Origin of the sequence: Herbaspirillum sp. WKF16, from assembly GCF_028993615.1 — a bacterium.
GTDB lineage: Bacteria > Pseudomonadota > Gammaproteobacteria > Burkholderiales > Burkholderiaceae_D > Herbaspirillum.
On the sequence record NZ_CP118632.1, the window covers coordinates 2,711,099 to 2,724,453 of the forward strand.

General features: G+C 66.9%; 11 protein-coding genes. 5 read left to right on the forward strand and 6 right to left on the reverse strand.

Going from position 1 to position 13,355, the window contains the following annotated elements; all coding sequences use genetic code 11:
- Positions 1-12: 12 nt before the first annotated feature.
- Both Herbaro_RS12295 and Herbaro_RS12300 read left to right on the forward strand, forming a co-directional pair.
- Entirely contained in the window at positions 13-1,017 is a 1,005-nt protein-coding gene (locus tag Herbaro_RS12295; RefSeq protein ID WP_275009919.1) for a diacylglycerol/lipid kinase family protein, read from the forward strand.
- On the forward strand, positions 1,017-1,886 hold the full coding sequence (locus tag Herbaro_RS12300) for a metallophosphoesterase family protein (protein ID WP_275009920.1): 870 nt from the start codon (positions 1,017-1,019) through the stop codon (positions 1,884-1,886). Before Herbaro_RS12295 ends, Herbaro_RS12300 begins: the two co-directional genes overlap by 1 nt.
- 119 nt (positions 1,887-2,005) lie before the next feature.
- Here Herbaro_RS12300 and Herbaro_RS12305 read toward each other — a convergent pair whose 3' ends face one another.
- Positions 2,006-2,230 carry a hypothetical protein gene (locus Herbaro_RS12305; protein WP_275009921.1) on the reverse strand — a complete coding sequence of 75 codons (225 nt, stop codon included), beginning with the start codon at positions 2,228-2,230 and terminating at the stop codon, positions 2,006-2,008.
- A gap of 203 nt (positions 2,231-2,433) precedes the next feature.
- Here Herbaro_RS12305 and zigA point away from each other — a divergent pair, with 203 nt between their 5' ends.
- From zigA to Herbaro_RS12320, 3 genes are all read left to right on the forward strand, one after another.
- Positions 2,434-3,648 carry a zinc metallochaperone GTPase ZigA gene (gene zigA / locus Herbaro_RS12310; RefSeq protein WP_275009922.1) on the forward strand — a complete coding sequence of 405 codons (1,215 nt, stop codon included), beginning with the start codon at positions 2,434-2,436 and terminating at the stop codon, positions 3,646-3,648.
- Between the two features lie 2 nt (positions 3,649-3,650).
- Complete coding sequence (gene folE2 / locus Herbaro_RS12315) at positions 3,651-4,559, forward strand: GTP cyclohydrolase FolE2 (protein ID WP_275009923.1); 909 nt, start codon at positions 3,651-3,653, stop codon at positions 4,557-4,559.
- 70 nt (positions 4,560-4,629) lie between these two features.
- Positions 4,630-5,598, forward strand: a complete 969-nt coding sequence (locus Herbaro_RS12320) for a M14 family metallopeptidase (protein WP_275009924.1) — start codon at positions 4,630-4,632, stop codon at positions 5,596-5,598.
- A 539-nt stretch (positions 5,599-6,137) separates the two neighbouring features.
- On the opposite strand, the gene Herbaro_RS12325 is transcribed toward Herbaro_RS12320, so the two are convergent.
- From Herbaro_RS12325 to Herbaro_RS12345, 5 genes are all read right to left on the reverse strand, one after another.
- Positions 6,138-6,623, reverse strand: coding sequence for a GNAT family N-acetyltransferase (locus Herbaro_RS12325; RefSeq protein ID WP_275009925.1), 486 nt, complete (start codon positions 6,621-6,623; stop codon positions 6,138-6,140).
- Between the two features lie 33 nt (positions 6,624-6,656).
- Positions 6,657-7,070, reverse strand: a complete 414-nt coding sequence (locus Herbaro_RS12330; RefSeq protein WP_275009926.1) for a GNAT family N-acetyltransferase — start codon at positions 7,068-7,070, stop codon at positions 6,657-6,659.
- Between the two features lie 139 nt (positions 7,071-7,209).
- On the reverse strand, positions 7,210-7,989 hold the full coding sequence (locus Herbaro_RS12335; protein WP_275009927.1) for an enoyl-CoA hydratase: 780 nt from the start codon (positions 7,987-7,989) through the stop codon (positions 7,210-7,212).
- Between the two features lie 13 nt (positions 7,990-8,002).
- On the reverse strand, positions 8,003-9,163 hold the full coding sequence (locus tag Herbaro_RS12340) for an acyl-CoA dehydrogenase family protein (protein WP_275009928.1): 1,161 nt from the start codon (positions 9,161-9,163) through the stop codon (positions 8,003-8,005).
- A 231-nt stretch (positions 9,164-9,394) separates the two neighbouring features.
- Positions 9,395-13,072, reverse strand: coding sequence for an indolepyruvate ferredoxin oxidoreductase family protein (locus Herbaro_RS12345; RefSeq protein ID WP_275009929.1), 3,678 nt, complete (start codon positions 13,070-13,072; stop codon positions 9,395-9,397).
- Positions 13,073-13,355: the final 283 nt, after the last annotated feature.

Genomic DNA, 13,355 nt, shown 5'->3' on the forward strand with positions numbered 1-13,355 from the left:
CGGACGGAAGAATTGCCGGAAAGCAAACAGAAAACCATCCCCGACAGCGGACGACCGGACGTGGTCGCCGCCATCAACGCCAGGGCTGGCGGCGGTCACGCGCAAGAGCTGGCGGCCCACATCACGGCACAGTTCGCGCGCCATGGATTGCGCGCAGAGGTATGCCTGGCCGCCAGTGGCAAGGACATGCTGACGGCGGCGCGACGCGCCGTGCGCGACAAGGTCGGCATTGTCGCCGTGGGCGGCGGCGACGGCAGCGTCAATGCCGTGGCCTCCATCCTGATCCAGCAGGAAGGGTGCGAGAGCGCGCTGGGCGTGCTGCCGCTGGGCACGCTGAACCACTTCGCAAAGGACCTCGGCATCCCCTTGCTGCTGGACGATGCGATCGCAAACATCGCCACCGGCCGCCGCATCCGCGTCGACAGCGGCGAGGTCAACGGCGTGCCCTTCATCAACAACTCCAGCCTGGGTTTGTATCCCGACATCGTGCGCGAGCGCGAGAAGCAACAGGCGCGCTTGGGGCGCGGCAAGTGGCTGGCCTTTTCGTGGGCGGCAATGGGCGCGCTGCGCCGCTATCCCTTCCTGCGGGTGCGGCTGCGCGTGGGCGGGCAGGATCACTGGCGGCGCACGCCCTTCGTCTTCATCGGCAACAACGAATACCTGATGAGCGGGCTGGACATCGGCAAGCGCTCCACCCTGATGGACGGCAAGCTGAGCCTCTACGTGTGCCACCGCACCGGCCGCCTCGGCCTGCTGAGGCTGGCGCTCAACGCGCTGTTCGGCCGGCTGCGCGAAGCGCACGACTTCGACGCCCTGACCGCCACCGACATCCTGATCGAGACCCACAAGACACGCATGCGCGTGGCCACCGACGGCGAGGTCACGGTGATGCAGACGCCGCTGCAGTATCGCGTGCGTCCCGCCTCGCTGGAGGTGATCGTGCCGCCGCTGGAGCAGCCGGCCGCGCCGCCGGAGGCGCCACCGGGCATGCTGGCCAAGCTGTGGGGGGACGACTGATGCGCACCGTCATCCATCTCTCCGACCTGCACTTCGGCCGCACCGATCCTGAGATCATCGCGCCGCTGATCGCCCAGGTGCATGAGTTGCAGCCTGACCTGGTGGTGGTCTCGGGCGACCTCACCCAGCGCGCGCGCAGCGTCCAGTTCAAGGAGGCGCGGCAATTCCTGGACGCGCTGCCGCATCCGCAGCTGGTGGTGCCCGGCAACCACGACGTGCCGCTGTTCAACGTCGCCGCGCGCCTGTTGCAGCCGCTGCGCAAGTATCGCCGTCACATCGGCGAGGATCTGCAACCGGTCTACATGGATGATGAGATGGTGGTGGTCGGCATCAACACCGCACGCTCGCTGACCATCAAGGACGGCCGCGTCAACGACCGCCAGATCGAGATGGCGCGGCGCCAGCTGGCGGCGGTGGGCGACAACATGGTCAAGATCATCGTCACCCACCACCCCTTCGACCTGCCGCCTGGGCCGCAGCACCACGACCTGGTCGGCAAGGCGGTGCCGGCCATGCGCGCCTTCGCGCTATGCGGCGCCGACCTGCTGCTGGCGGGCCATGTGCACACCAGCTCCGCGGTCAGCAGCGCCGGGCGCTACGATATCCCCGGCTACTCGGCGCTGGTGGTGCAGGCGGGCACGGCGACGTCCACCCGCGGCCGCGGCGAGAGCAATTCATTCAATGTGCTGCAGGTAGAGGCGCACCAGATCGTGGTGCACCGGCTGGGCTGGGAGCCGGAACGGAAGTCCTTCGCGCTGGCCGCCTCGCAGACCTTCGTCCAGCGCGGCAGCGAATGGTTCGAGCGCGAGCCGGACGGCAGCCTCGGCGCCGAGCCGGCGGCCAGCGCGGCGCGGCCGGCATCGGGCTGAGGGCCCGATCGAAAACGGCCCGAATCAGGACGCGCCATGAAAAAGAGCCGCAGTGCGCGGCTCTTTTTGTTTTTCACGGGAATGGCCCGATGCCGGAATGAATCGCCGGCTGCGTCGGCCTACAGCGGGTTCTGGTCGATCCAATCGCCCGAGAAATCCAGGATGTAGGCAATCGCCTCGTCCTCGGAATCGAATTCGTTGGTGGGCGCCTTGCGCTGGTAGCGCAGCTCGCCGCTGCCGTCCTTGCCTGCGTGAATCACGAAGCAGGACATGAATTTTCCGCCGTCCGTTTTTCGAACATCCGGAATCACTGCGTTTCCCTTGTACGGGAAGATCTGGGACATGAAGAACCTCCTTGTTGCGAGGCGCAATGCTAGCACAAGCGCCCGCTTCCTTCCGGGGACCGGCCGGGCGGGATCCTGATCGACAATATTTGCAACATAGTTGCATTTATGAGATATTCGCAACACAGTTGCATTTTAAGTTGCGTTTGATCCCTGATCCGGCATTTGCCATTTCCTTCCACCCCATCCATCTCCCATCGTCCATGTCAGCCGCCATCCGCCCGCCTGCCGACCGCAGGCTTCCCGTCACCGTGCTCTCCGGCTTCCTCGGCGCCGGCAAGACCACCCTGCTCAACCACATCCTGCACAACCGCGAAGGCCGCCGCGTGGCGGTGATCGTCAACGACATGTCGGAAGTCAACATCGACGCCGCGCTGGTGCGCGACGGCGGCGCCGGCCTCTCGCGCACCGACGAGAAGCTGGTCGAGATGAGCAATGGCTGCATCTGCTGCACGCTGCGCGAAGACCTGCTGCTGGAGGTGCGCAAGCTGGCGCGCGAGCGCCGCTTCGACCAGCTGGTGATCGAGTCCACCGGCATCTCCGAACCGCTGCCGGTGGCCGAGACCTTCACCTTCAGCGATGAGGATGGCGCCAGCCTGTCCGATGTGGCGCGGCTGGACACCATGGTCACCGTGGTCGACGCCTTCAATTTCCTCAAGGACTACGGTTCGCAGGACAGCCTGGAGCAGCGCGGCGAATCGATGGGCGAAGAGGACGAGCGCACCGTGGTCGACCTGCTGGTCGAACAGGTTGAATTCTGCGACGTGCTGGTGGTGAACAAGCTCGACCTCGTCACGCAGCAACAGCGCGAGCGCCTGCAAGCCATCCTGCGCCGCCTCAATCCGCGCGCGCGCATCGTCGGCGCCGAGTTCGGCCGGGTGCCGCTGGACCAGGTGCTGGGCACCGGCCTGTTCGATTTCGAGCAGGCCAGCCAGGCGCCGGGCTGGCTGCAGGAGTTGCGCGGCGAGCATGTCCCCGAGACTGAACAGTACGGCATCGCCAGCTTCGCCTGGCGCGCGCGCCGGCCCTTGCATCCGCAACGCTTCTTCGCGCTGATCAACACCGAATGGCCGGGCGTGGTGCGCTCCAAGGGTTTCTTCTGGCTGGCCAGCCGGCCCGCCCAGGCCGGTTCCTGGTCGCAGGCCGGCGGCGTGTGCCGCCATGGCCTGGCGGGCAAGTGGTGGGCGGCGGTGCCGCGCGAGCGCTGGCCGCAGGATGCCGAATCGATGCAATTGATCCTCGACCAATGGGATGACAACGTGGGCGACGCCCGCCAGGAGCTGGTGCTGATCGGCATGGACATGGACATCCCCGCGCTGCGCGCCAGGCTCGACGCCTGCCTGCTGGACGCCGCCGAGATGGCGCAGGGCCCGGCCGGCTGGGCGCGCATGGCCGATCCGTTTCCGCTGTGGGGTTGAAGTTGACGGCCCGCCTGCCCGACGTGGCGCGCGAGGAACGCGCCGCCATTCCCCTGCCGCTGGACTGGGTCGGCATGAGCGGCATCGCCGTGCCGTTGCGGCTGGACGCCGGCCTGCAGGTCGCGGCCAGCGCCGCCATCTCGGTGGACCTGCCGGACCCGCGCGCCAAGGGCATCCACATGTCGCGCCTGTACCGCCTGCTCGACGACTTCGCCGCGCATCGGATCCTGTCGCCGCAGGCCTTGTCGCAGCTGCTGCAACAGGCGGTCGAGAGCCACGCCGATTGCGGCTCGCGGGCCGCGCGCGTGGCGCTGGACTTCGCCCTGCCGCTGCGCCGCCCGGCGCTGGTCACGCCCGGCCTGGCGGGATGGAAGCACTATCCGGTGAGGCTGCACGCAGAACTGCGCGATGCGGCCGTGCGGCTGCAACTGACGGTGCGCGTGGAGTATTCCTCCACCTGCCCCTGCTCGGCGGCGCTGTCGCGGCAGGCGCTGCGCTACGCCTTCGCCGGCGACTTCGCCGATGCGCCCGCCGTGGCCCGCGACGCCGTGCTGGACTGGCTGGCCGCACGCGCCAGCCTGGCCACGCCGCACAGCCAGCGCAGCCAGGCTGCCCTCAGCATCGGGCTGGCCGGCCATGCCGATCATCTTCCGCTGCGCGCCCTGATCGATACCGCAGAGCAGGCGCTTGGCACGCCGGTGCAGACCGCCGTCAAGCGCGCCGACGAGCAAGCCTTCGCGCTCAGCAACGGCGCCAACCTGATGTACGTGGAAGATGCCGCACGGCGGCTGCGACTGGCGCTGGAAGCCGGCTTCGGCCCCTGTTCGGTGCAGGTCGAGCACTTCGAGAGCCTGCATGCCCACGACGCCACGGCCGCCGCCTCCACGCCCGGATGGCGACCGCTGCCGTGAGCGCCACGACTGGCGGACCGGCGCGAAGCGCGGTATCGTGCTGGCTTCGCCCCGACCACGATATCGCATCATGACTTCCAACGCCTTCCCCGCCGCCCTGCAACGCCACCAGTTCGCCGCGCTCGAACAAGGCCCGCGCCTGCTGGTGCTGGGCGCAGTGCACGGCAACGAGACCTGCGGCACGCAGGCCATGGCGCGGCTGCTGCAGGAGCTGGAGAGCGGCGCGCTGGCGATCCGGCGCGGGCTGCTGACGCTGGTGCCGGTCACCAATCCGCTGGCCTATGCCAGGAAACAGCGCCAGGGCGAACGCAACCTCAACCGCAACATGCGCGTGAACCCGGCGCCGGACAACTTCGAAGATCGCATCTCCAACCTGCTGTGCCCATGGATCGCCGAACATGACGTGCTGCTGGACCTGCACTCCTTCCACACCGGCGGCGTGCCCTTCGCCATGCTGGGGCCGGAAGACAACGAGGGCGACATCGAGCCGTTCAGCCATGCGGCCGCCGAACAGCGCATGGCGGCGCACCTGGGCGCCACGCGGATCGTGGAAGGCTGGATGGGCACCTACGCGCGCGGCGTCGAGCGGCGCCGCCGTGAAGGCAAAGTGAATGCGCCCGACCTGCTCGACCGCGGCTATGGCGTGGGCACCACCGAATTCGCGCGCACCGCCGGCGCCTACGGCATCACGCTGGAATGCGGCCAGCACGAGGATCCGCGCGCGCCGGAGGTGGCCTACCACGCGATCCGGCAGACCCTGGCGCTACTGGGCATGGCCGACATCGCGCTGCAGCCGCCGCAGGGCGAGATCGACATCATCCGCCTGGTCGACGTGATCGACATGGAACATGCGGCCGACAGCTTCACCCGCGAGTGGGCCAGCTTCGATCAGGTGCGCAAGGGAGAAGTGATCGGCCACCGCCATGGCGGCGCGGCGGTGACGGCGCCCGACGACGGCTACATTGTGTTTCCGAATCCGAAGGCGCTGGCGGGCAATGAGTGGTTTTACTTCGGTGTGAAGAGCGACAGGAGCTTGTAAGACAGCCCCCCTCACATCCCTCCGTCGTCCTGACAAAGCTCAGGACCCAGCGGCTTTTGTCGCGCCGCTCATGCTTCGTTCAGGCGCAGCCAACGACACTGGGTCCCGGCCTGCGCCGGGACGACAAGAAAACAATGGTTTTACTTCGGCGTGAGGAGCCATCGGCGTTTATAAGACAGGACACCATCGCCTCCCCTCCGTCGTCCTGACGAAGGTCAGGACCCAGCGGCTTTTGCCGCGCCGCTCATGCTTCGTTCGGGCGCAGCCAACGACACTGGGTCCCGGCCTGCGTCGGGACGACAAGAAAACAATGGTTTTACTTCGGCGTGAGAAGCCATCGGCGTTTATAAGACAGGACACCATCGCCTCCCCTCCGTCGTCCTGACGAAGGTCAGGACCCAGCGGCTTTTGTGGCGCCGCTCATGCTTCGTTCGGGCGCAACCAACGACACTGGGTCCCGGCCTGCGCCGGGACGACGGGGAGATGAAAGAATGCTGTCAGTGGAATGAACGCGAACAGGCTGCGCGCACTGCAGCAGCTCAAGCGCAATCCAGCACATAGAAACGCGTATCCACCACCATCACCGGAAACGCCTCCGGCAGCTCGGCCTTCTCCACCAACCTGAAGCCGTTCTTCTCGTAGAAGCGGTGCGCCGCCAGGAACTTGGCGGTGGTGCCGAGGTAGATCTGCGCCACGCCCTTGTCACTGGCCCATGCCACCGCGCCGTCCAACAATCGCTTGGCCGTGCCGTGCTCCTTGCCGCGGTGCGTGGCGGCCACGAACATCTTGCGCAAGGCCACCTGGTTATTGCCGATATCGAGCAGCGACACCGTGCCGACCACCTTGCCGCCGTCCAGCGCCACCCAGAAATTGCCGCGCCCCTTCTGGTAGAAACCGGGGATGTCGTTCAGGTCGGGCTGGCCTTCCAGCGTGATGGGAATGCCGAACTCCTGTTGCTGGATCGGCAGGATGACGTCGACCACGCCGGCGGCGTGCTCGGAAGAAAAAGGACGAATCTCGATCATGGTCTTATCAAGGTGGCGAACGCGGAAAAATGCTTACTTGAGTTCGTTGCCGGGCGTGAGCTCCCAGCAGCGCGGGCTGTGCGTGAAGCCGATGTGGCCGTAGTAGTCGGCGGCGTCGGGCGCGGCCAGCAGGCGCAGGCGGCAACGCGGGCCGAGCCGCGCGCGCGCATGGCGGATCAGCTCCTTGCCGATGCCGCGGCGCTGGTAGTTCTCGTCCACCGCCAGTTCCGACATGTAGCAGGCATAAGCGAAATCGGTGACGCAGCGCGCCACGCCGATCAGCAATTCTCCATCCCAGGCGGTGGCGACCAGGTTGGCGTTGGCGATCATGGCCTGCATGCAGGCGCGGTCGTCCAGCGGACGCCGCGGGCCCAATGAAGTGCGGGAAAGGACGTCGATGAACTGCTCGACGGTAAGGGATACGTCGGTCTTGTAAGCGATGCTCATGGTGCCGTGCGGTCGGTGGCTCAAGACCACATCATACCGAACCCGCGGGCGCGCCGTCCGCATGCCCATGTAAAGAATCGCCGGTGAAAAAAAATCGCCGGCGCGGAGCCGGCGATGCCTGCCCATGGCGGCGCCGGGTTCAGGCGTTCTTCCACTCGGGGCTGCGCTTTTCGAGGAAAGCGTTGACGCCCTCCTTCTGGTCCTGCGTGTCGAACAGGTCGACGAACAGCTCGCGCTCGGTCTGCAGGATCGTGCCCAGCGGATTGTGGCGCGCGCCCTGGATCAATCGCTTGCTGGCCGCCACCGAGGACGGGCTCTGTTTTTCGGCCTGCAATGCCAGCTCCAGTGCGCGCGCACGGCCCTGGCCCTTGGCCACTACCTCCTCCACCAGGCCGATGCGCAGCGCGGTCTGCGCATTGACGCGCTCGCCGCACAGGATCATGCGCTTGGCCCAGCCTTCGCCCACCAGCCACGGCAGGTTCTGCGTGCCGCCGGCGCAGGGCAAGAGGCCCACCGCCGCTTCCGGCAAGGCCATCTGCGCCTGCTCCTCGGCGATGCGGATATCGCAGGCCAGCGCGCACTCCAGGCCACCGCCCATGGCGTAGCCGTTGATGGCGGCGATCGAGACGCCGCGGAAGGCCGACAGGGTCTCGAAGGCCTCGCCGAAACGGCGCGCCATCTCGCGCGCCATGGCGCGGTCGCCGTCGGCGAAGAGCTTGAGGTCGGCGCCGGCCGAGAAGAACTTCTCGCCCTCGCCGGTCACCACCAGCGTGTAGATGCCGCGGTCGGCGTTGAGGTCCTTGACCAGCCGCGTCAGGTCGGCCAGCGCTTCGCGGGTCCAGGTGTTGGCCGGCGGATTGGACAGGGTCAGCAGCGCGGTGTGATTGATCTTTTCGAGCTTCAGGTTGGTATAGGTCATGGCTTCCTTGTGCTTATCGGATGTCGTCCAGGTTGTCGCTGTTGAGGAGCTGGCGCGAGACGATCACGCGCATGATCTCGTTGGTGCCTTCCAGGATCTGGTGCACGCGCACGTCGCGGAAATACCGCTCCAGCGGATATTCGCGGATGTAGCCGTACCCGCCGTGCAGCTGCAGCGCCTCGTTGCAGACCTTGAAGCCGAGGTCGGTGGCCAGGCGCTTGGCCATGGCGCAATAGGTGGTGGCCTGGGGCGATTTGGCATCCAGCTTGACGGCGGCCAGGCGCACCATCTGGCGCGCCGCGACCAGCTCGGTCTGCATGTCGGCCAGCTTGAACTGCAGCGCCTGGAAGTCGGCGATCGGGCGGCCGAACTGCTTGCGCTCCTTCATGTAGGCGTGCGCCGCGTCCAGCGCCGCCTGCGCGGCGCCGACAGAACAGGTGGCGATGTTGATGCGGCCGCCGTCCAGGCCCTTCATCGCAAACACGAAGCCCTCGCCTTCACTGCCCAGCAAGTGGCTGGCCGGCACCTTGACGTTGTCGAAGCTGATGGTGCGGGTGGGCTGGCTGTTCCAGCCCATCTTGCTTTCCTTCTTGCCGTAGCTGATGCCGGCGGCGTTGCCCGGCACCACGAAGGCCGACACGCCGCGGGCGCCTTCGCCGCCGGTGCGCGCCATCACCACCAGCACATCGGTCGAACCGGCGCCGGAGATGAAGGCCTTGGAGCCGTTGATGACGTAGTGGCCATCGACCAGTTTGGCGGAGGTCTTGAGCGAGGCCGCGTCGGAACCCGAGCCCGGTTCGGTCAGGCAGTAGGAGCCGATCTTGCGGCCGGCGGCCAGCTTCTCGCACCACTCGTCCTTGATCGCCGCCGTGCCCCAGGAGGCGATCATCCAGCTCACCATGTTATGGATGGTCAGGTAGGCCGCGGTGGAGGGACAGGCGCGCGCCAGCTCCTCGAACACCACGGTGGCGTCCAGCCGGCTCAGGCCCAGGCCACCCAGCTCCTCCGGCGTGTACAGGCCGCAGAAACCGAGCTCGCCGGCCTTGGCGATCACATCCAGCGGGAAGTGCGCCTCCTCGTCCCACTTGGCGGCGTGCGGCGCCATCTCGCCGGCGGCGAAGTCGCGCGCGCTTTGCTGGAAGGCCAGTTGATCCTCGTTGAGTTCGAAGTCCATGTGCGTCTCCTGTTCGTTGTTGTTTTGCCGGGGCGGTGGCGCCCGTTTGGCATCTAGGGTAATGGAATTTGGGATAGGGAGTTGTCGTTAGCGCGACATTGGGGGGCTTGGCTGGCGGGCAACGCTGAACGTCGCTGGGTCCCCGCTTTCGCGGGGACGACGGCTAACCTCCAATTTGAGCGCCGTCGCTCCTGCGAAAGCAGGAGCCCAGTGGCGTTGCGCGCCGCCTGCTTATGCCGCCCGGTCCAGCGCCGGCTGGCCGAACTGCGCCAGCAACTCCGCGCGCCGCGCCTGCATCGCCTGCACCGCCTTGTCCTTGACATGACCATAGCCGCGCACCTGCTCCGGCAGCTGCGCCAGCTCGATGGCGAGCGCGTGGTTGGAGGCATCCAGCTTGGGCAGCAGGCCCAGCACCATTTCGCGATACTCCACGATCAACCGGCGCTCCATGCGGCGCTCCGCGGCGCGCCCGAAGAGATCCAGCGCGGTGCCGCGCAAGCCCTTCATCTTCGCCAGCAGCTTGAAGGCGCTGAACATCCAGCTGCCGTAGCGCGCCTTGACCAGGTGGCCATCGCCATCCTTGCTGGCGAAGATCGGCGGCGCCAGGTTGAAGCTGAGCGAGAAGTCGCCCTCGAATTGCTGCTCCAGCTGTTGCATGAACTTGCCGTCGGTGTACAGGCGCGCGACTTCGTACTCGTCCTTGTAGGCCATCAGCTTGGAGAGATTGCGCGCCACCGCCATCGACAACTTGTCGCCGCCCAGCGGCGCCTCGGCCGCGCGCACCGCCTCCACCACCTCGGCGAACTGCGCGGCATAGGCGGCGTTCTGGTATTCGGCCAGGAAGGCGGTGCGGCGCTTGACCAGCTTGTCCAGCGACTCCGGCATGCGCAGCACCACCGGCTGGGCCGGCACCGCGATGCGCTCCACCTTCGCCAGGTCCACCGCCGCGCGGCGGCCCCACAGGAAGGCGGTCTTGTTGGCCTCCACGGCCACGCCGTTCATCTCGATGGCGCGCAACAGCGACGCCTCGGACAACGGCAGCTCGCCGCGCTGCCAGGCATAGCCCAGCATGAACAGGTTGGTGGCGATGGAGTCGCCCATCAGGGCGGTGGCCAGGCGGGTGGCGTCGATGAAGTCGGCCTGCTGCTCCACCGACTCGACGATCAGCGCCTTGACCTCCTCGAACGGGAATTGCCAGTCGGGATTCTTGGCGAACTGGCCCGGCGGCTGCTGGTGCACGTTGACCACGGCGCGCGTGCGGCCGGGGCGCATCTTGGAGATGGCGTCGAAGGAGCCGGCCGTCAGCATGTCGCAGCCGAGGATCAGGTCGGCCTCGCCGGTGGCGATGCGCTGGGCGCGGATGGCCTCGCGCGTGGCGGCGATGCGCACGTGCGAAGTGACCGAGCCGTTCTTCTGCGACATGCCGGTCATGTCCAGCACCGAGGCTCCCTTGCCCTCCAGGTGCGCCGCCATGCCCATCAGGGCGCCGATGGTGATCACGCCGGTGCCGCCGATGCCGTTGATGAGGATGTTGAACGGCGTGTCGCAGGACGGGATTGCCGGTTGCGGCAGCGCGCCGAACTCGTCGGCCTCGCCCTTCGCGGCCACGCCGGTCCGGGACTTCTTCAGCTTGCCGCCGGTGACGGTGACGAAGCTCGGGCAGAAGCCCTTCACGCAAGAGTAATCCTTGTTGCAGGACGACTGGTCGATCGCGCGCTTGCGGCCGAACTCGGTCTCCAGCGGCAGGATCGAGGTGCAGTTGGACTGCACCCCGCAATCGCCGCAGCCCTCGCACACGGCCTCGTTGATGAACAGGCGCTGGTTGGGGTCGGGGAACTCGCCCTTCTTGCGGCGGCGGCGCTTCTCGGCGGCGCAGGTCTGGTCGTAGATGATCACGGTCACGCCCGGCAGCTCGCGCAGTTCGCGCTGCACCGCGTCCATGTCCTTGCGGTCGTGCACGGTGGCCACCGCCGGCAGGTTGGAACGATCGGCATAGCGCCCGATGTCTTCGGACACCAGCGCGATGCGCAGGATACCCTCGGCCGCCATCTGTTGCGCGATCATCGGCACCGACACCGTGCCGTCCACCGGCTGGCCGCCGGTCATCGCCACCGCGTCGTTGTAGAGGATCTTGTAGGTCATGTTGACCTTGGCCGCCACGGCCGCGCGGATGGCCAGGTAACCGGAATGGAAATAGGTGCCGTCGCCCAGGTTGGCGAACACGTGCGGCACCTGCGAGAACGGCGCCTGGCCGATCCAGGGCGCGCCCTCGCCGCCCATGTGGGTGGTCAGCTTGTTGTATTCGGGATAGATGGCGGTGGCCATCACGTGGCAACCGATGCCGGCCAGCGCGAAGCTGCCCTCGGGCACCTTGGTCGAGGTGTTGTGCGGGCAGCCTGAGCAGTAATAGGCCGGGCGCGGCGGCGTGCTGACCGCCTTCGACAGCACCGCGTCCTTGGCGTCGAGGAAGGCCAGGCGCGCGCGGATCAGGTCGCTGGTGTGGAAGCGGGCGATGCGCGCGGCGATCACGCGGGCGATCTGCGCCACCGAGAAGTCGGCCTTGGAGGTCAGGAGCCATTCGCCGCGCGGCGCCACCCACTCGCCCTTTTCATCGAACTTGCCGATCACGCGCGGGCGCACGTCGTCGCGCCAGTTGTAGAGCTGCTCCTTGAGCTGGTACTCGACCATCTGGCGTTTTTCTTCCACCACCAGGATTTCATCCAGGCCCTGGGCAAACTCGCGCACGCCTTCCGGCTCCAGCGGCCACGGCATCGAGACCTTGAACAGGCGCAAGCCGATCTCGGCGGCGAACTGCTCATCTATCCCCAGCTCGGACAGGGCTTCCAGCACATCGAGGTAGGACTTGCCGGAGGCGATGATGCCCAGCCGCGCCTTCGGGCTGTCGATCATCACGCGGTTGAGCTTGTTGGCGCGCGCATAGGCCAGGGCCGCGTAGATCTTGTAGTCCTGCATCAGCGCTTCCTGCTTGCGCGCCTGCACGCCCAGCGTGTCGGTCGAGAGCCGGGCGTTGAGACCGCCTTCGGGCATGACGAAGTCGGCCGGCGTATTGATCTGCACGCGGAAGGGATCGGCGTCCACCGAGGCGCTCGACTCGACCGTGTCGGCCAGCGCCTTGAAGCCCACCACGCAGCCGGAATAGCGCGACATGGCCCAGCCGTGCAGGCCGAGGTCGAGGTATTCCTGCACGTTGCAGGGGTAGAGCATCGGGATCATCGATGCCGAGAAGATATGGTCGGACTGGTGCGGCAGCGTCGAGGAGTAGGCGCCATGGTCGTCGCCGGCCACCAGCAGCACGCCGCCGTGGGCGGAAGTGCCGGCATGGTTCATGTGCTTGAGCACGTCGCCGCAGCGGTCCACGCCCGGGCCCTTGCCGTACCACATGGCGAACACGCCGTCGTATTCGGACGGACCGATCAGCTTGACCTGCTGCGTGCCCCAGACAGCCGTGGCGGCCATGTCTTCGTTCACGCCCGGCTGGAACCTGACGCGCTGCGCGGCCAGCTGCGGCTGCGCCTTCCACAGCGCTTCGTCCAGCCCGCCCAGGGGCGAGCCGCGATAGCCGGAAATGAAGCCGGCCGTGTTGAGGCCGGCCCGGCGGTCGCGGATCTGCTGCAGCATCGGCAGGCGCACCAGAGCCTGGATGCCGGAGAGGTAGATCGAGCCTTCGGTGGCGGTATATTTGTCGTCCAGGCTGACCGATGCCAGCGGGACCGGTTCCTGCGGGTTTGCAACGGCGGTATGCAAGCCGCCTGCTGCGGGGACGCCGGTGTTCCCTTGCGGGACCGGCGAGTGAGCGCTCACTTGGGTCGCAGCCAGATCGGAATCGCGAACGCCTTCTACGGTTGGCGCCGTCGTTCCGACAGGCTCAGCTGCCGAACGGATTTCCATTGCTTGTCTCCAAAATTTTGCTTCAGATAGCATCTGCCATTACCGCGCCGGGTACGGCGCATCACTGCCAGACACTTGGACCGTGGTAGCGGTCAACACAACAATCTCCGTCTTGAAAACTGCTGTGACTGAAGTCTATCCCCGCGCCGCGCCGGCAAGGAAATACCGATTGGGGATAGGGTCATAAGAAAAAACGATAGCCCATTGCCCCTCGCCTTCCTCGCATGGCCGCGTTCATCCCGGCGTCATCGATCCGGGGTATCCTTGCGCCAGGCCAATGTTC